This is a genomic window from Rhizobium sp. 3T7 (genome assembly GCF_020166565.1).
GTDB lineage: Bacteria > Pseudomonadota > Alphaproteobacteria > Rhizobiales > Rhizobiaceae > Rhizobium.
On the sequence record NZ_JAIQXS010000006.1, the window covers coordinates 175,066 to 193,533 of the forward strand.

The 18,468-nt window shown below is 59.1% G+C and carries 17 protein-coding genes and 1 riboswitch; of the genes, 8 read left to right on the top strand and 9 right to left on the bottom strand.

Annotation, left to right across the window (positions count from 1 at the left end):
• Positions 1 to 9: 9 nt before the first annotated feature.
• Together K9B32_RS11565 and epmA are read right to left on the bottom strand one after the other, a co-directional pair.
• A complete protein-coding gene (locus K9B32_RS11565) occupies positions 10 to 1,062 on the bottom strand; it encodes a lysine-2,3-aminomutase-like protein (protein WP_224562040.1) in 1,053 nt (350 codons plus the stop codon).
• Entirely contained in the window at positions 1,059 to 2,126 is a 1,068-nt protein-coding gene (epmA, locus tag K9B32_RS11570; protein WP_224562042.1) for an EF-P lysine aminoacylase EpmA, read from the bottom strand. The genes K9B32_RS11565 and epmA overlap by 4 nt, the downstream gene beginning before the upstream one ends.
• Before the next feature lie 152 nt (positions 2,127 to 2,278).
• Here epmA and efp point away from each other — a divergent pair, with 152 nt between their 5' ends.
• Positions 2,279 to 2,848, top strand: coding sequence for an elongation factor P (efp, locus tag K9B32_RS11575; RefSeq protein ID WP_007794613.1), 570 nt, complete (start codon positions 2,279 to 2,281; stop codon positions 2,846 to 2,848).
• 164 nt (positions 2,849 to 3,012) lie between these two features.
• Here efp and K9B32_RS11580 read toward each other — a convergent pair whose 3' ends face one another.
• Positions 3,013 to 3,276: a YMGG-like glycine zipper-containing protein gene (locus K9B32_RS11580; protein ID WP_007794616.1), complete on the bottom strand. Its 264-nt coding sequence runs from the start codon at positions 3,274 to 3,276 to the stop codon at positions 3,013 to 3,015.
• 27 nt (positions 3,277 to 3,303) lie between these two features.
• A complete protein-coding gene (locus tag K9B32_RS11585; RefSeq protein WP_007794620.1) occupies positions 3,304 to 3,459 on the bottom strand; it encodes a DUF3309 family protein in 156 nt (51 codons plus the stop codon).
• 518 nt (positions 3,460 to 3,977) lie between these two features.
• Between K9B32_RS11585 and K9B32_RS11590 the strand changes: the two genes are divergently transcribed.
• The 5 genes from K9B32_RS11590 (at position 3,978) to K9B32_RS11610 (ending at position 10,157) form a co-directional block, all read left to right on the top strand.
• Positions 3,978 to 7,016, top strand: a complete 3,039-nt coding sequence (locus tag K9B32_RS11590) for a helicase-related protein (RefSeq protein WP_224562043.1) — start codon at positions 3,978 to 3,980, stop codon at positions 7,014 to 7,016.
• A gap of 4 nt (positions 7,017 to 7,020) precedes the next feature.
• Positions 7,021 to 7,425: an RNA-binding S4 domain-containing protein gene (locus tag K9B32_RS11595; RefSeq protein ID WP_224562045.1), complete on the top strand. Its 405-nt coding sequence runs from the start codon at positions 7,021 to 7,023 to the stop codon at positions 7,423 to 7,425.
• A gap of 194 nt (positions 7,426 to 7,619) precedes the next feature.
• Complete coding sequence (fdxA, locus tag K9B32_RS11600) at positions 7,620 to 7,958, top strand: ferredoxin FdxA (RefSeq protein WP_224562047.1); 339 nt, start codon at positions 7,620 to 7,622, stop codon at positions 7,956 to 7,958.
• Positions 7,959 to 8,343: 385 nt separating this feature from the next.
• Positions 8,344 to 8,916: a CarD family transcriptional regulator gene (locus K9B32_RS11605; RefSeq protein WP_007528356.1), complete on the top strand. Its 573-nt coding sequence runs from the start codon at positions 8,344 to 8,346 to the stop codon at positions 8,914 to 8,916.
• A 377-nt stretch (positions 8,917 to 9,293) separates the two neighbouring features.
• The gene (locus K9B32_RS11610) at positions 9,294 to 10,157 is read left to right on the top strand and encodes an RNA polymerase factor sigma-32 (RefSeq protein WP_007528357.1); all 864 of its coding nucleotides are present in this window, start codon (positions 9,294 to 9,296) and stop codon (positions 10,155 to 10,157) included.
• A 53-nt stretch (positions 10,158 to 10,210) separates the two neighbouring features.
• Here the strand turns inward: K9B32_RS11610 and K9B32_RS11615 are convergent, their stop codons facing one another.
• The 5 genes from K9B32_RS11615 to K9B32_RS11635 form a co-directional block, all read right to left on the bottom strand.
• Positions 10,211 to 11,755 carry a M48 family metalloprotease gene (locus K9B32_RS11615; protein WP_224562049.1) on the bottom strand — a complete coding sequence of 515 codons (1,545 nt, stop codon included), beginning with the start codon at positions 11,753 to 11,755 and terminating at the stop codon, positions 10,211 to 10,213.
• A 247-nt stretch (positions 11,756 to 12,002) separates the two neighbouring features.
• A complete protein-coding gene (locus tag K9B32_RS11620) occupies positions 12,003 to 12,719 on the bottom strand; it encodes an ATP-binding cassette domain-containing protein (protein WP_224562051.1) in 717 nt (238 codons plus the stop codon).
• A complete protein-coding gene (thiP, locus tag K9B32_RS11625) occupies positions 12,712 to 14,346 on the bottom strand; it encodes a thiamine/thiamine pyrophosphate ABC transporter permease ThiP (protein ID WP_224562054.1) in 1,635 nt (544 codons plus the stop codon). Before thiP ends, K9B32_RS11620 begins: the two co-directional genes overlap by 8 nt.
• The gene (gene thiB / locus K9B32_RS11630) at positions 14,346 to 15,368 is read right to left on the bottom strand and encodes a thiamine ABC transporter substrate binding subunit (RefSeq protein WP_224562056.1); all 1,023 of its coding nucleotides are present in this window, start codon (positions 15,366 to 15,368) and stop codon (positions 14,346 to 14,348) included. The genes thiP and thiB overlap by 1 nt, the downstream gene beginning before the upstream one ends.
• Before the next feature lie 44 nt (positions 15,369 to 15,412).
• A riboswitch (TPP riboswitch) is annotated at positions 15,413 to 15,524 on the bottom strand.
• A 60-nt stretch (positions 15,525 to 15,584) separates the two neighbouring features.
• On the bottom strand, positions 15,585 to 17,117 hold the full coding sequence (locus tag K9B32_RS11635; protein ID WP_224562058.1) for an MDR family MFS transporter: 1,533 nt from the start codon (positions 17,115 to 17,117) through the stop codon (positions 15,585 to 15,587).
• Positions 17,118 to 17,236: 119 nt separating this feature from the next.
• On the opposite strand from K9B32_RS11635, the gene K9B32_RS11640 reads away from it, so the two are divergent.
• Together K9B32_RS11640 and K9B32_RS11645 are read left to right on the top strand one after the other, a co-directional pair.
• On the top strand, positions 17,237 to 17,767 hold the full coding sequence (locus K9B32_RS11640) for a MarR family winged helix-turn-helix transcriptional regulator (RefSeq protein ID WP_411969701.1): 531 nt from the start codon (positions 17,237 to 17,239) through the stop codon (positions 17,765 to 17,767).
• Positions 17,768 to 17,815: 48 nt separating this feature from the next.
• The gene (locus K9B32_RS11645) at positions 17,816 to 18,466 is read left to right on the top strand and encodes a thiamine diphosphokinase (protein ID WP_224562071.1); all 651 of its coding nucleotides are present in this window, start codon (positions 17,816 to 17,818) and stop codon (positions 18,464 to 18,466) included.
• The last annotated feature ends 2 nt before the right edge of the window (positions 18,467 to 18,468 follow it).

Below are 18,468 nucleotides of genomic sequence, written 5' to 3' on the forward strand. Positions count from 1 at the left end.
CCGTTTTCACTAGGCGACCGGCGGATACAAGTGCTCGGCACCGCGATAATCCGAAACAGAATAGCAGCCTTCGCCCGCCTCTCTGATCGACTGCTCACCGATGACGGCCTTGCCATGGCCGCCCGGTATGTCGAGTATGTAGGTGGGTTGGCAAAGACCGGAGATCCGGCCGCGCAAAGCGGCGACGATCTTTTGCCCTTCTTCGATCGTCAGCCGAAAATGGCTCGTGCCAGGAGCGAGGTCCGGATGGTGCAGATAGTAAGGCTTCACACGCGTCTCGACGAGGGCCTTCATCAACTCTGCAAGTACTTCTGGATCATCATTGACGCCCCTCAGGAGCACCGATTGGCTGACCATGACAATTCCGGCATCGATCAGACGGGCACACGCCGCGCGTGCCTCTTCGGTCAGTTCGCGAGGATGATTGGCATGCAGCGCCACGTAGACGGTTTTACCGCTCGCTCTCAGGGCTGCAATCAAGGCTGCATCAACTCTTGAAGGATCCACCACGGGAACGCGAGTATGGAACCGCACGATCTTCACGTGATTGATCGATGCCAGTTCGCGAAGAATTTCTTCCAACCGTCGCGGAGACAGCACCAACGGATCGCCGCCCGTCAGGATCACCTCCCAGATTTCCTTATGGTCTCGAATGTAGGCAAAGGCTGCCATCATTGCCTCGGGGTCGAGCATGCCCAAGCCTTGCGGGCCAACCATCTCGCGGCGAAAGCAGAAGCGACAGTAGACTGGGCAGACATGCACGGCCTTCAACAGTACCCGATCGGGATAGCGATGAACGATCCCCTGCACGGGACTATGGGCTTCGTCGCCGATCGGGTCCGCGCGCTCTTCGGGCACGACGTTGAGCTCGGCCGCATCTGGTACGAATTGCCTGGCGATCGGGTCTGCAGCGTCCGTGCGATCAATCAAGCGCGCGACTGATGGCGTCAATGCAATGGCGTAGCGTGCGGCTACATCAGCCAACGCGTCCCGGTCTCTCAGACCCAGCAGCCCAGCGCTTTCCAGACCCTCGACGGTCTTGATAGGCACGATACTGTTCATCTGCCGTACTCCGCGACCGGGGCCCACATCACCTGATCGATCCGCGACGCGCCGGTTGCCAGCATCACCAACCGATCGAAGCCGAGAGCGATCCCGCTTGCCTCGGGCATGATGGCAAGCGCGTCCAGAAAATCCTCATCCAGAGGATAGCTTTCGCCGTAGATGCGGGCCTTCTCAGACATCTCGATCTCGAAGCGACGGCGCTGTTCCGCCGGATTGGTAAGCTCGCCAAAGCCGTTCGCAAGCTCGACCCCGCAAGCATAGACCTCGAAACGTTCGGCAACACGGGGATCACGAGCGGAGGGGCGCGCCAACGCTGCTTCCGACACCGGATACTCGTCAAGAATGGTCACTCGACCGAAACCCAAATGAGGCTCGACCTTCTCGACAAGGACGCGGCTGAACAGATCGGCCCAGCCATCATCGTTCGCAACACGCATGCCGATCCGCTTCATCTGGTCAGCGAGATGCGCCCGATCCGTCGCACCATCGGCGGAAACGGAAGCCAGGAGATCGATGCCGGCATAGCGTTCGAAAGCTGCGGCAACGCTTATTCGGTCCGGCCCCGCGAACGGATCGCAGTCACTGCCTTTATAGGTGAGCCGTGCCGTCTTCATAGTTTCTGCAGCAAGCGCCAAAATGCGAACGCAGTCCATCATCAGGCTCTCATAGCTTTCGCCCACACGATACCACTCAAGCATCGTGAATTCCGGATGATGCAAGTGTCCACGCTCGCGATTGCGATAGACGTGTGCGAAACAGGCGATGCGCTGCTCTCCGGCCGAAAGCAGTTTCTTGCAGGCAAACTCAGGCGATGTATGCAGGTAAAGCGGCGCCGCCGTCTGGCCGTCGGTCGTCAATGCTTCAGTGGCAAACGCATGAAGGTGCGCCTCGTTGCCTGGCGAGACCTGCAGCGTTGCGGTGTCGACCTCCAGAAAATCCTCGCTCAGGAAGTAGCCGCGCAATGCAGACTGGATCGCATTCCGTCCAATCAGGAACGGGCGGCGGTCCAAATGCACGCTCGGCGTCCACCACGGCGACACTTTGGCGATCGAGGGATTCATCGGCATTTGTCCTGACCGACCTGTCCAACGCTGGGGCTGGCTATTTGCCGGATTTTAGGTTAGTTGCGCCCCCAAAGAACAATCACTCGCGTCTCCGGGGCTGTATCGACAGTCCTCTACGACGCCAAAAGCCGAGTTACAAGGAAGTCTTAATGGTCAAGGTCATCGCCTCTTCCGTCCGCAAGGGCAACGTTCTCGACGTGGATGGCAAACTCTACGTCGTTCTGACTGCCCAGAACTTTCATCCGGGCAAGGGCACGCCGGTTACCCAGGTCGACATGCGTCGTATCGTCGATGGCGTCAAGGTCTCCGAGCGCTGGCGTACGACCGAACAGGTGGAGCGCGCTTTCGTTGAAGACGTGAACTTCCAATACCTCTACGAAGATGGCGAAGGGTTCCACTTCATGAACCCGGCGACCTATGACCAGGTCGTCGTCGACAATGAAACGATGGGCGATCAGAAGGCCTATCTGCAGGAAGGCATGACCTGCATTTTGTCGATCCATGAAGGCGTTCCGCTTGCCCTCGAGCTGCCGCGCCACGTGACTCTCGAAATTACGGAAACCGAACCGGTCGTTAAGGGCCAGACGGCTTCGTCGTCCTACAAGCCGGCAATGCTGTCGAACGGCGTGCGCACCATGGTGCCGCCGCACATCAACGCCGGCACGCGCGTTGTTATCGCGACGGAAGACAATTCCTACGTCGAGCGCGCAAAGGACTGATCGTCCGCTTCAGCGCTCAGAACTATGGCCGCTTCGGAAACGACGCGGCCTTTTCTTGTCGGCGGCACGTTCGCATCGCGACCACTGTTCAAACAAAAAAGCGCCGATTCAAACCGGCGCTTTCGATCTCAAAATGATAAGGCTGCTAGGCGCTGGCCCGGGCTTTAGTAGCGTGGGCAACGTGCTTCGTAGCGGCGGCCGTACCGATCCCTGTAGACGCAGTAGCCACGCCGCTCAACGGACTGGCCGATCAATGCGCCAGCAAGACCACCGGCAACTGCGCCCACGGCAGCGCCGCCCCAGCTGTTGCTGACAGCACCACCGATAATGGCGCCTGTACCGGCACCGATCGCGGTACCCTGTTCAGTCGCCGTGCAGGAGGCAAGCGCACCAACGAGGGCGCCAATGAGCACAATCTTTTTCATCATGACATATCTCCCAGTTTTTTCCGTCGCTTAGATGCGACCAAGCAGCACAAGAATAATAATAATCACGAGAACTAGCCCTAAACCGCCCGAAGGTCCATAGCCCCATCCCCGGCTATAGCCCCAATTCGGCAAGGCGCCGATCAAAAGCAGAATAAGGATAATCAGAAGTATCGTGCCAAGCATGGTTCAAGTCCTCAACGTCATTACACTTGGAATGGACGAGAAACACACACCACCGTTTTTTGTTCCATATGTATCAGCTGTTCCGCTTTGAGTGGAAAAAACCAGATCGAGCCGCATTTTCCGGTTCCTCTCAGGAACGTTAGCATCAGGGGGGTGTCGGGGCGGGCTGGATCGATTGTCGATTTTCGGCGAAAGGCCGTTGACAGCCTAGATGCAAATCTGGGCCGCACGTATGAGGCGAATTTCAAGATTCAGCATCTTGTGGGAAAAAGTGATTCAAAATCAATACTTAGCCGTGAACAAACACTGAATCAGCCGGAGTCAGCGATTCGTCTCCGATTCGTTCTCAAGCTGTTCCGAATCGCAAAACGAGCAATCTGCAAGCTTTTCGCGCAACAGAAAACCGCAGAGTAAATTCAAATCAGCCCTTGCGTTTGAGACGACGGCTGTCCATGTGTTGTCTGCTCTCGGAGAGGAGCTGACTTGACCTGGGGCACCCTCGCCTCACTTGCAGGACCATGACACTGACATCGCAGCCGATGATACTGAGCGGGCGCGGAGTAACCGCGGTGCTCGGGCCAACCAATACCGGCAAGACGCATTATGCCATCGAGCGCATGGTTGCGCACGGCACCGGCGTGATCGGGCTACCGTTGCGGCTGCTGGCACGCGAGGTCTATACACGCGTCGCCGAAAAGGTCGGGATCCAGAATGTTGCGCTGGTAACGGGCGAAGAGAAGATATCGCCTCCCAACGCTCGCTTTTCGGTCTGCACGGTTGAGGCGATGCCGCGCGAGACGAAAGCGGCCTTTGTCGCAATCGACGAAGTGCAGCTCGCGGGCGATCTGGAACGTGGTCATATCTTTACGGACCGTATCCTGCATCTGCGCGGTCGCGACGAGACGCTGCTGCTCGGCGCCGGCACTATGCGTCCAATTTTACAGCAGCTTCTTCCGGGCATTACCGTTGTCGAGCGACCGCGACTTTCCCAGCTGTTCTACGCCGGACAAAAGAAGATCACACGCCTGCCGCAACGTTCGGCGATCGTCGCCTTCTCGGCGGATGAAGTCTATGCGATCGCCGAGTTGATCCGGAGGCAGCGAGGCGGGGCAGCCGTCGTCCTTGGAGCCCTTAGTCCACGTACCCGCAATGCGCAGGTGGCGCTCTACCAAGCTGGAGACGTGGAGTATCTGGTCGCGACGGATGCGATCGGCATGGGTCTCAATCTCGATGTCGATCATGTCGCCTTCGCGCAGGACCGCAAATTCGACGGCTACCAGTTCCGTAATCTCAATCCTGCCGAACTCGGGCAGATTGCCGGCCGCGCCGGTCGACACGTTCGCGACGGGACATTTGGCGTCACCGGCCAAGTCGATCCCTTCGATGAGGAATTGGTCGAACGCATCGAAGGTCACGAATTCGACAATGTAAAAGTGCTGCAATGGCGCTCAAAGAACCTCGACTTCGCCTCCATTCACGCGCTGCGCGCGAGCCTTGAGACCGGCCCTACCGTTTCCGGCCTGACACGCGCTCTGCCTGCCGTTGATCAACAAGCGCTGGAACACCTGTCGCGCTATCCTGAGATCATCGACCTTGCGAACAATCCGGCGCGCGTCGAGAAGTTGTGGGAAGCCTGCGCGCTTCCGGACTACCGGCGCATCGCGCCGGCCCAACACGCCGATCTCATCTCCACCCTCTTTTCCGATCTCGTCCGCTATGGCACGGTAAATGAGGACTTCCTTGCCGAGCAGGTACATCGCGCGGATCGAACGGACGGTGAGATTGACACGCTTTCGGCGCGAATCGCGCAGATAAGGACTTGGACCTATGTATCGAATCGGCCCAATTGGCTTGCCGATCCGACACACTGGCAGGAAAAGACGCGGGAAATCGAAGATCGATTGTCCGATGCGTTACATGAAAGGTTGACGAAACGCTTTGTTGATCGCAGGACATCTGTGCTCATGAAGCGCCTGAGAGAGAATGCGATGCTGGAAGCTGAAATCAGTGTAAATGGCGATGTCTTCGTTGAAGGACATCATGTGGGGCAGTTGTCGGGATTCCGGTTCACGCCCATTTCGGGAGCGGAGGGACCGGACGCCAAGGCTGTTCAGTCTGCTTCGCAAAAGGCGCTTGCTCTGGAATTCGAGGCGCGTGCGGCTCGCCTCCACGCGGCCGGCAATAGCGATCTCGCGATCAGCTCCGACGGTTCGATCCGCTGGTTGGGCGACCCGGTGGCGCGCCTGGCAGGCAGTGATCATGTCATGCGCCCGCGCGTCATTATTCTCGCCGACGAACAGTTGACCGGCAATGCCCGCGACCACGTGACCGCCCGTATCGAGCGCTTCGTAAATCATCATATCAGCACGGTTCTGAAGCCGCTTGACGATCTGTCCCGCGCAGAGGATCTGCAGGGCCTGGCAAAGGGCCTGGCATTTCAGCTCGTCGAGAACCTCGGCGTACTGTTTCGGCGCGATGTGACCGAAGAAGTAAAGTCGCTGGATCAGGATGCCCGCGCTTCGATGCGCCGCTACGGTGTCCGCTTCGGTGCCTACCACATCTTCGTCCCCGCCCTTCTGAAGCCCGCCCCTGCAGAGCTCATCACGCTCCTTTGGGCGTTGAAGAATGATGGCCTCGACAAGCCGGGTTATGGCGATCTCATTCCGGTGCTGGCTGCCGGCCGCACCTCGGTCGTCACCGATCCGGGTTTCGAGCGCACCTTCTACAAGCTGGCCGGCTTCCGATTCCTCGGTAAGCGTGCGGTTCGCATCGATATCCTTGAGCGCCTGGCGGATATCATCCGCCCGCTGCTTCAGTGGAAGCCGGGCCAGGCAAATCGTCCCGAAGGAGCATATGACGGCCGCCGCTTCACGACGACGACCGCTATGCTTTCGATCCTTGGTGCAACGCTCGAGGACATGGAAGAGATCCTGAAGGGGCTCGGCTATCGCTCCGATGCCGTCAAGGCGGAGGAGGCAGCAGCCCATCTGTCGGCTCAGGACGCCTCGGCAGCGCCGACGACCGAGACTGCAGTTGAGGATGGCGCAGAAAAGGCGGATCACGACGATGCCGACAGCGCATCGGAGGAAGCCGCCTCGGAAGCCCCCGGTGCTGTTGAAGCAGTGGTGGCCGAACAATCAGTCGCGGCAAATCCCGAAGAAGCCGAGGAGCCGAAGCCGGTTCTACTCTGGCGCCTCGGTGGCCGCACGGACAATCAGCGCCAGGCTCGTAACCCGGGCGAACGTCGCGGTGGCAACAATCGCGGCCAGGAACGGGGATCTGATCATCGCCGCCAAGGTGGTGCAAATGGCGAGGGCCGAGACGGCAACCGCCAGCATCACGGCAAGGATGGCGGCAAGCCACATCAGGGACGCGGCGACCGCAACGAACAGCGCGGCGACCGTCAAGACCGTGGCGATCGCAAGGATCGCAACAACAATCGCGGCGGCCCACAGCCACTGCGCTTCGAGGCAAAGCCACCGCGCAAGGAAAAGCCGATCGATCCGGATTCTCCTTTCGCGAAGCTCGCTGCCTTGAAGGAGCAGATGAAGAAGTAAGCGGATGAGCGGGGAGACACAGCCAGGAAGCGGTTCGCGGCAGCGCATCGACAAGTGGCTGTTCTTCACGCGTATGGTAAAGTCGCGCTCGCTGGCACAAAGCCACATTCAATCCGGGCATGTCCGGATCAATGGCGAGCGCGCCCTCCAGCCGAGTCAAACGGTCAAGGTGGGCGACAAGGTCGAGCTGGCACTCGAGCGGCGGGACGTTGTCCTCATCGTCAAATCACGCGGCGAGCGGCGTGGCCCCTATGAGGAAGCCCGGCTCCTCTATGAGGATCAGACGCCGCCGCCCGACGAGACAAAACGCCTGACACCTTATGAGCAGGCAACGCGGGCCACAGGGGCGGGACGACCCACAAAAAAGGAACGTCGTGCAATCGACAGGCTGATGTCGGACGAGGATTAGAAAACTCTATCCGAACTGCCGAGTTCTGCGATTTCTTTATCCTTGAAATCCGCAGACAAAGCCGATACGTCACAATCAACTTGCCGGATAGCGTGAATGCCTCCCAAGCATCTCACCGCTTCCTTTCCGGTTGGGGGAAAGGCGCGACGTTCCAGGTTGCCCGGCCCCATTGTATGGAAGTCCTGGAGTTCTTCATGACCTATGTCGTGACCGACAATTGCATTCGCTGCAAATATACCGACTGCGTGGAAGTCTGCCCCGTCGACTGCTTCTACGAAGGCGAAAACTTCCTCGTCATTCATCCTGACGAGTGCATCGACTGTGGCGTTTGTGAGCCGGAATGTCCCGCCGAGGCAATCAAGCCGGACACGGAGCCGGGCCTCGACAAATGGCTCAAGATCAACGCCGAGTATGCCAGCATCTGGCCGAACATCACGGTCAAGAAGGATGCCATGCCCGAAGCGAAGCAACTGGATGGCGAAACCGGCAAGTTCGAGAAGTATTTCTCGGAGAAGCCCGGAGCGGGCGACTGATCCTCCGGTAGGTCTGAAACCGGGTTCAGTGAGCTGGAAAACGCTTGAAGTGTGTCTGCGGCATATGGGTGTCATGTGTTGCGCGCATGACTCAGGCGCAGTAAATTATTGATTTCCTCATATTTTTGTGATAGCTTTCTGACACTGATCCATTTGCGGCATGAAGCATGCCCAAACCACCACGAAAGCAAAACAAATCCAAAAACGCGGTTTCCGTGACATATCAACGCCTTGAGCCGTGAGGTTCCAAGCTTGTGCGCATGGATATGTTTGTTGTCCGGTGGGACCAGAAGTAAGTCACCCGACGGATCCGACCGTCTCATCCGGGCCTGACTGACCCGGCTCCGGCTGCAGCCGGAAGCGTAACAGGGAGTGTTTGAATAGAATGACGACCCAGCAGAAAAAACCTTCTTCCGCACGTCACGGCTTCAAGACCGGTGAATCGATCGTGTACCCCGCACACGGCGTCGGTACCATCAGCGCCATCGAAGAGCAAGAAGTAGCAGGCATGAAGCTTGAACTTTTCGTTATCGATTTCGAGAAGGACAAGATGCGCCTGAAAGTGCCGGTCGCCAAGGCCATGAGCATCGGCATGCGTAAGCTCTCCGAAACCGATTTCGTCGAGCGTGCATTGAAGGTTGTGCAGGGCAAGGCGCGCGTCAAGCGTACCATGTGGTCCCGTCGCGCCCAGGAATATGATGCCAAGATCAATTCCGGCGACCTCATTTCCATCGCTGAAGTTGTCCGCGATCTCTATCGCGCCGAAAACCAGCCGGAACAATCTTATTCCGAACGTCAGCTTTATGAGGCTGCGCTTGACCGCATGGCACGCGAAATCGCTGCCGTGAACAAGATGTCGGAAACCGAAGCCGTCCGTCTCGTAGAGACCAACCTCAACAAGGGTCCGAAGCGCGGCAAGGCAATTGAAGAAGACGAATCTCAGGACGAAGCTGCATAAGTTCCTTGTTTTTCTGGGAAAAAAACCCGGCCTCGCGCCGGGTTTTTTTTGGAACTTTTTCCATCCTGGCGCGTTTTAGGCATGTAGCTGCGGACCGCGTCGGGAACTGACATCACCCTCGAACGCTCGCATTCCTGTAAACGTTCGATGAGGAGCGGATCATGCCTTCCACGTTCTGCCTATACGGCAACTTGAAGAAACTGGTCCTACCCGGCCGTACTACCGGCGCATAACCCTAAGCTAGGGCCCCATCTGGAAACGTCCAGAGTTCGGGGCCTTTATACGTTCAAGACATGAATTTGGTCTGGGCAGCAATGTCCGGAAGCAAGCATTCTTTGCCCTTTTTTTGGCGTGACGCCTGAATTCAGGAGACCGATATGAAGAACATGTCAGCAGACCGGCGCATGATTAAAATCGCCATGGCGGCTCCCTACCTTGCTCGCGAAGAGGAACACGATCTCGCAATCCGCTGGAAAAACAATGATGACCGTGGCGCCCGCAATCAGATCGCCATGGCCCACATGCGTCTCGTCATCTCAATGGCGGGAAAATTTCGTAATTTCGGTCTACCGATGAGCGACCTCGTGCAGGAGGGCTACGTCGGGCTGCTGGAGGCCGCAGCACGCTTCGAACCCGAGCGTGATGTCCGCTTCTCCACCTATGCAAGCTGGTGGATCCGCGCATCCATCCAGGATTACATCCTTCGCAACTGGTCGATTGTCCGCGGCGGTACGAGTTCTGCTCAGAAGGCCCTTTTCTTCAATCTTCGTCGGCTGCGCGCCAAGCTCGCCAGGGGTGACACACAGCTCACTCTCCAGTCCATCCACCAGGAAATCGCCGCCGCTCTCGGCGTTAGCCTCTCCGACGTCCAGACGATGGATGCAAGGCTTTCAAGCAACGACGCCTCGCTTCAAGCACCCTCGGTTTCAGGCGATGCCGACAGTGCCGAGAAGATGGATTTCCTCGTTAGCGATGAGCCGCTCCCGGACGAACAGGTATCAAACATGATCGACGGCGAGCGCCGACGCAATTGGCTCGCGTCTGCCCTGAAACACCTCAATGAGCGGGAAATGAAGATTATCAGCGCCCGCAGACTCGCGGAAGACGGCGCTACGCTTGAGGAACTCGGCGCCGACCTCGGTATTTCCAAGGAGCGCGTCCGGCAAATCGAAAGCCGGGCAATGGAAAAACTCCGCAGCGCGCTGGTCAGCGCTGACCCCTATATGGCCGCATCGGCCTGAAAGAGCTTACTCCCCCAGTGATGGAACTGGCCCGGTGAAAGCCGGGCCTCTTTTTATTCCGCGATAATCTTGACGCGGTCGCCCGGAGAAACGGAGGCACCTGTCGGCAAGGCGTTGATAAGCTTGAAGAGATCGAGCTTTCGATCCGTGCCCATCATCCGCGCAGCAAGGGTCGTGATATTTTCGCCCGGTCGTACTTTGACTACCCTGACGCGCAAAGGCTTCAGCGACGCAGTCTCCTCCGGCGTCATTCGGCGGAAGCTTGCCCGCAATACCTCGGCCGTCTGCTGCAGCGTCGGGCTCCCCTTCGGCACGGCCGTCAGGAACCGGAAGATTTGCGCATTGTTGCGGATAACGGTGACGTCGAAGTCCCAGCGATCTGCACTCGCTCGCGCCGTTGCGGCTTCCATCCCGTTGACCGTGACCTGCTGGATGGTGGACGGATCAAGGCCGGTAACCCAGCCGCTGGAGATATAGTTGGTCAGGCTCTGGCTCTGATTATCCGCGACGCCATCGAAGCGGATCGCGACATCGCCCGGGCCGGTCGCCATGACCGCCTCGACCTTGTTGTCGATCTTGAAATCAGGCGGTACGTCGAAGCGGATACCAAGCCCGCCATGCAGGAAGGTCTGGCCGCGGACGTAGCCTTCCTCCGGGCTGTCACCGTATAGCAGGCCGTCGATTCCATCGAGATAATAGTCCCTGCCCGTGTCACCAACCTTGCCTTCCTGGCCAAAAGCACGCGCATGGTCGCGCGCAAGCTCGATGCGCTGCGCCGAATTCGGGTGGCTGGACAGGAAGTCGAGGCTCTGATCCGCCTCGGGATCGACCGACATGAAGCGGCTGTAGGCGGCCATCGAATCCAAGAACCGCGCAGCCGCATAGGGATCGTAGCCCGCTTCGCCGAGCATGCGCACGCCGATCACGTCCGCCTGCAGTTCTTGTTGCCGCGAAAATGCAGCCAATCGGAGCTTGCCGCGTGCCAGGGCCTGCTTTCCGGCAATATCGCTGGACAGCACCTCGGCCACGACGCGGCTGGCGATGACCTCAGCTTCCTCGCGCTTCTGCCGTTCGATGCCATGATTTGCCGTGACATGGCCCATCTCATGCGAGAGGACCGCAGCGACCTCGGAAGCGTCGTTGGCAAGCGCCAGCAAGCCGCGCGTTACATAGAGATAGCCGCCGGGCAGTGCAAAGGCGTTGATAGCCGGCGAGTTCAGGATAGTGATGCGATAGGACTGGCTGGGATTCTCGGAAACAGCCGTCAGTGCGCCCGCGATGCGGGCAACTAGGCGTTCGGTCTTTGCATCCTTGTACTCACCGCCATAGCTCGCAACGATACGTGGATGCTCACGGGCGCCCATGGCTGCGCGCGGATCGTTCTTCTGCACTTCATCGACGATCTGCGGATTGGAGGACGGTGCAACGCTCGGCTGGTAGGATTGTTCAAGGATGGACTGGCAGCCGTACAGCGCCACGCTCGTCGCACACACGAACGACACTCGTCGCGCCAGACGGCACGCAGACGAGAGCACATCACTGGAAGGCGCGGGGAATTTCCACGTCGTCATGCTGTCCAGTCTGGCTCTCCAAGTCATCTTGCTTGTCGGCCGGCCCGCTTCCGCGACCCGGTCGGTCTCATGGTGATTCAACAGGCGTCCGTCCCCGCTCTTGCACTGCACAATCGGGGACACAAGTCTTTGCTGTAACTGATTTCCGCATCGGTTGCATAGCGAGACTCTGACTAAATGTGGCGCCGTTGTATTTTAGCAAGCCTAACGTGCTTTGGAGTCTCCTCGGTCGCCTCAAATTATGGCGAAAGTGCCGTTGCGACCGCCAGATTCGTCAACTATGGAGAAATTGCGTCAATCCAGCGTAATCCTCGCGGCCCAGAAACTCATCAATCGGAGCCGCCACGACGATCCTGCCGTCCTCGATAAAAAGGCCGAAATCTGCGATGCGTTTGACTTCATCCGGATCATGAGAAACGACGACGACGGTATTGCCGGTCTCGCGATGCATGTCGAGCAGCAGCCCTGCCATTCCAATTCGCAAGCCGGGGTCAAGTGCCGCGAATGGCTCGTCAAGTAGGAGCACCGGACGATTGCGAACAAGCGCGCGCGCGAAGGCCACCCGTTGTCGCTCCCCGCCGGATAGCGTCCCTGGCATTCTCCGCTCGAAACCGGCAAGCCCTACCTTTTCAAGCGAAGACGTGATCGATTGGCGATCGGCAGTCGAGAGTTTCATCGCTGGCTCGATACCCAGGCCAATGTTGGTGAAAATATCGAGATGCGCAAACAGATTGTTGTCCTGAAGGATGAGGGAGACGGGTCGTCGCGCAGGGTACTCGTCGGTCACATCTTTTCCTGCGATCAGAACGCGCCCTTGGGCAGCCGTGTCGAAGCCGGCGAGCAAATTCAGGAAGGTCGACTTTCCGGCTCCGGACGCACCCGTCACGGCAATCACGGCGCCGGCGGGAAGACGGCAATCGAAGTGAAAGTCTTGCGTGCCAAGTTGGAGGCCGGCATCGTGCATTTCGATCGCGAACTGAGGATCACCCATGGACAGCCACCTCCCGGCGCGCGGGACCCATGGTGCCGGCGATCGTGAGCAGCAGGCAGACCATGCCAAGGATCAATGCCAGCCCATCCGCATCGTTCGTCCGATAGCTACCCATGCGACTATAGACGAGCCAAGGCAACGTGACGAAACTGTCCGAACCGAACAGCGCGACGGCGCCGAGATCGCCGAGCGACAGCGCCATTGCAAACGAAAATGCCGTGAGCACCGGCTTGAACAGGGCTGGCATATCGATCAGACGTAGTTGCACCCAACCCGTGACACCGAGGCTCGCCGCAAGTTTTTGTGTGCGGCGCTTATGAACGATGAAAGCCGGCTCGAGGACACGCATCACAAAGGGCAAAGACATCAAGGCGTTGATGGCGACAATCAGCAGAGGAGCGACGGCGCTCACGTCGCCGAAACTTCTCAGCGCAAGGAACCAGCCCGTCGCAAGGACGATCGGCGGCGCGAGCAACACCAATGACGACGCGCCACCCATGGCGGCAAAGAACGCTCCTGCACCCGTAGCCCCAGAGCGCCGGAGAAGCACCGCCCGGCGCGCACTCACCAACGTCATCGCGATCAGCAAGGCGAGGATGGCCGCAGAGAACGAGATGGCAAGGCTGGTCGCAGCCGACTGCCAGAAGATGGGTTCGCGCAGGAGCTTCATGAGATCAGACCGAAGGCCAGCCAGAAGCACCGACATCAAAGGTAGACCGAGGAACAGGGCGGCGAGCAGCAGGACGCCGCCATCCGCAAGCCGTGCGCCCGGCAGCCCGCCATCCGGCCGCCTGAGAACCTTGCCGGCCGTCATCCCCTCATCCCCAGGCGCAGGAAGAAACGACAGCGCCCCAAGGATCACCGATGTAAGGACAATCTGCAGCAGGGAAAGGACGACGGCCCGGCCAGGGTCGAAATCAAAACGCAGCGATTGATAGATCGCAACCTCGACGGTCGTCGCGGCTGGCCCACCACCCAGCGTCAGCACCAGCGTGAAACTCGTGGCGCACAGCATGAAGATCAGACCGGCGATACCGGGAATGACCGAGCGCAGAACCGGCCATTCAATGAAGCGGAAAATCGAGCCAGGCCGCATGCCGAGACCACTTGCCATCAGCCAGTATTCCGCTGGCACGCGCTCTAATGCCGCCAGCATCAAGCGGCAAGCCAGCGGCATGTTAAAGAAGATATGCGCCAACAGGATCCCGGAAAGCCCGTAGATGCTGATCGGTTCCGCCATGCCGAGCTTGAGCAGCAGCGCGTTCATAAAGCCCTGCCGCCCCCAGATACCGATCAACCCGAGCGCCCCGATCAGAACAGGAAGGCCCATCGGCACAGCCATCAGCCGAATGATCCACATGCGTCCGGGGAAATGCTGCTGACGCGCCAGGGCCTGAGCGACGGGAATCGCAAAAGCGATCGATAGCAGCGTCGAAAGCAAGGCCTGCAACAAGGTGAAACGCAGGACCCGCAGGATGTACGGTTCAAGCACCGCCGCCAGAATGGACGAAACGCCGCTCGAGAGAAGCAAGGCGAAGACCGCAAGGCCGACGAAAACGGCAATACCGGCAAGACTTAGCGCCCCGCCCAACATCGCCCGCCGCATCTCCGCCTTGGTCAAAAGCATCAATTCATGCTCATCGCAGCCAGCCACTCATCGATCCAGGCTTTGCGGTTCTCCGCGACTTCCTCCGAGCTCATCAGAAAGGTCTTTGACGGATTCACGAGCTTGCCGAACGCATCGGGTAGCGGTTGCGACGTCGCCGAAACCGGCATCATCCAGTTGTTGGTCGGAATGGTGTCCTGGAAGCCCGGCGTCACCATGAATTTCAAGAAATCGCGCGCAAGCTCTTTGTCCGGCGCATTCTTAAGCAGGCCCGCCACTTCGATCTGTATGTAGTGGCCCTCTGAGAATGCAGCCGCCTGATAGCGGTCCGTACTTTCCGCAACCATGTGGTAGGCAGGCGAGGTCGTGTAGGAGAGCACCATGGGCGCCTCACCCTTGGTGAAAAGTCCATAAGCCTCGGACCAGCCGGGCGTTACCGTCAACACCCGCTTTTTGAGTTTTGCCCAAGCCTCAGGCGCCTTATCGCCGTAGACGGACTTTACCCACAGCAAGAGACCGAGCCCGGGTGTCGAGGTGCGCGGGTCCTCAATGACGATCTTTTGCGAAGGGTCGCCTTCGACCAGATCCTTCATGCTCTGCGGAGGATTTTTGATCGTCTGGGTGTCGTAGATGACGGCGAAGTGGCCATAGTCATAAGGCACGAATACATCGTCCTTGTAGTCCCCGGGCACGTTGAGTGCACTGACGTCGACACCACTCGCATCGAATAGGCCGGTTGCCTTCGCTTCCGTGGTCAGGTTCGTGTCCAGGCCGAGCACGACATCTGCCTTCGTACCAGCGCCTTCGAGCTTGAGGCGCGACAGCAGCGCCACGCCATCAGCCACACTGACGAAATTGACGCTGCAGCCGCAGGTCTTCTCGAATGCTTCCTTGACCTTCGGCCCCGGACCCCATTCCGATGTGAAGCTCTCATAGGTGTAGACGGTGAGCGTCTTGTCTGCCGCCCGCGCGCCTGGGCCGGCAAGGCCGGCAGTCGCGACAAAGGCCGTGACAAACAGCAAACAGCTTGTGAATTTGAACATGGCACCTCTCCTCTGGTTTGCTTGAAGGGGAAAAGGGCGGTGCCAGATGTCACGCGTCTAATCCCTCCGCCGGTGTTAGCCGGATCAGGTTCCGCGGGTTGGCTTTCAGCCTCTCAGCCGCGCACCGAATGGGCACGGGCACCCCGTTAGAGCGTTTGCAGATGTATCGCCACGCTTGGTGTCTTGCAAGTGGCGGCCTTAGCCCGCCACCGGCATTTATTCCGCCGCTTCGGTGCTGGCTGCCGGCCGCACCTCGGCCGCGCGCGGCAGCTGCGTCGGTTTCAGCATCAAGGCGGCGCAAAGGCCAATGAGCGCGATCGCGCAGGACGCCATGAAAAGCGGTGTGAACGCATTGGCATAGGCGTCGGCCACCGCCTGACGTGTGGACTCCGGCAAAGCCGCCAGCATTTTCGGCGTCAGCTGCTCGATGTCAGTTACGCCGGGAATGGACAGTCCCGTCTTGCCGAGCTGTGAGCCAATTATCGCGCCGTAAATCGAGATAGCAATCGATGCGCCACCCATGCGCGACAGCGTCACCGATCCTGTTGCGGCGCCGACGTCGCGCGCTGGAGCCGCATTCTGAACGCCGATGACCGGCACCTGTTGTGCAAGGCCAACGCCGAAGCCGTGGAGGGCCATCACTGCTCCGATCAGCAGGACCGGCGTTCCCGCATGAACCTGAGTGAGCAGCACGAATGCGATGGCACTGCAGGTCAGGCTTGCTACGGCAAACGGCTTGTAACGCCCGGTGATGGAGATGATACGGCCCGCAGAAAGCGACCCGCAAACGATGCCGCCGGTCAAAAGAATGAAGAACGCCCCGGCCGCCGAGGGTGAAAGGCCAGTCGTCGTCTGCAGGAACAGCGCGAAATAATTGACCATGCCAATGCCGATCGCGCCGCTCATGATCGACATAAAAAGCAACAGGCTGAACGTTGAATTGCGGAACAGCGACAGCGGAACAATTGGCTCGGCGGCGCGACGCTCGACGAGAATCCATCCGATGACTGTAGCAACGCCGAGTGTCATGATGACAAGGTTCTGCGGGGCCACCAGCGAACCGAAAAGCTGAGCGCCATCGGCAGCCAGCACGATGCTTGCCGTCGTCAAGGCGAGCAGCAAGGCTCCGGCATAGTCGATCTTCGGACGGCGGTTCGGCTTCCGGTAAGGCAGCATGAGCACCAGACCGACAAGGACGACGAAGCCAATCGGAACGTTGACGAGGAAGATCGACCGCCAACCGAAGAGATCGCTCATCGCACCACCGAGGACAGGCCCGATCGCACCGGATGCCATCAGCACAAGGCTGGAATAGCTTTGGTACCGCGCACGTTCGCGGGGCTCGAACAGGTCGGCGTTGACGGCGAAGATCGATACCATGATGCCGCCTCCGCCAAGCCCCTGCAACACGCGGGCTGCAATCAGCGTGTTCATGGATATGGCCAGTCCGCAGACGGCGGAGCCGATGGTGAAAATCATGATCGCGGCCATCATCACATACTTGCGGCCGAAGAGATCACCGAGCTTGCCGTAAAGTGGCATCACCGCGCTCACGGCGAGCAGATAGGCCGAGCCGACCCAGCTGAACCGCTCGAGGTGGCCGAACTCACCGACGATTGTCGGCAGAGCCGTTGCGACGATCTGGTTGTCGAGTGTCGCCATGAACATGGCTGCCATTAGAAAAAGGAAGAGGATGAACCGCCGACGATGATCCGTCACAAGCGGCGCCGCGGCAATTTGAGTATCCATGAAGCGTCGTTCCAGATGATGCGTTGACTACGTTATGTGCTATTAGCATATAATTGTCAATGTCACGTTATTGACTTTGGCATATTCTCAATTGACATGGAACATGCTATATTTCCGGAATGAAAGAGAGCTTGATGAACCTGATCGACCCAGACGCTGCGACCGACGACCCAGGTATTCTGCGTATTGGCCAAAGCATGACCCGCATGCGCCTGATGACCGGGCGCCGACTGATCGGGCGGCTCGCCATCCAGAGTGTGGCGCCCGGCCTTGAGCTGTCGCACCTTGACGTACTGGATGCCGTGCGGCGCGCTCAAGAGGCCGGTGAAGTAACGGTCGGGACGATCGCCGAGATGATGCGGATCGATCCGTCGCGCGCAAGCCGCGTCGTCGCGGATATGGTCGGACGTAATATTCTGCGGCGAAAGGCATCCCAGACCGATGCGCGGCGGATCATCGTCGTGATGACGCCACTCGGACAGCGGCTGTTGTCGGAGATACGCGCGCAGAAGTTCGCATTCGTTTCCGAGGTGGTCAAAGACTGGAAACCGGAAGAGATCGAGGCATTCGGAGAACTGTTCGAAAAGTTCATTTCCGGCTACGAGGACATCTTTCAGGCGCGCATCAAGGATGTCCCTGACGAAGCCTGAGCAGCGGCCCTTTCCCTTCCCCCCTGCTTTGCGCTATGGGCAATGCGCATGAGCCAATCCACCTTCACCATTCTGCTTGGCGGCGAGTTGCAGATAACCGATCGCTTGCGTCACGCCATCTCGGGCAGCCGTTTCATTGCCGCCGACGGGGGAATGCGTCATGCGGCTGCGCTTGGCGTCGTTCCCGAGCTCTGGGTCGGTGATTTTGATTCGACGCCCGCTGACCTCGAGGGTGCTTTTCCTGATGTGCCCAAGCAACCCTATCCCGCTACAAAGGCTTCCACCGATGGCGAAATTGCGGTCTCGGAAGCGATCGCGCGTGGGGCGAAACGTCTTGTCCTTGCAGGCGCCCTTGCGGGCGAGCGCTCCGATCATGCCATTCAGCACCTGCTCTATGCTGTCAACCTTGCAGAACAGGGCTATGACGTACTTCTGACGTCAGGCAGCGAGGAGGCCGTGCCACTGATTGCCGGCGCAACCGAGCTGGACCTGCCGCCTGACAGCCTCTTTTCGGTTCCCGGTTTCAGCGAACTGCGCGGCCTGACAATCGAAAACGCGCGCTACCCGCTCGCCGATTTCCATTTGCCCTTCGGCTCGTCGCGTACCATTTCCAATGTCGCGAACGGCAAGGTGCGCCTTTCGCTCGAGAGCGGCCGCGCCATTGTGCTCGCCCGCCCCTATGATCTTTCCGGAGTCTGATC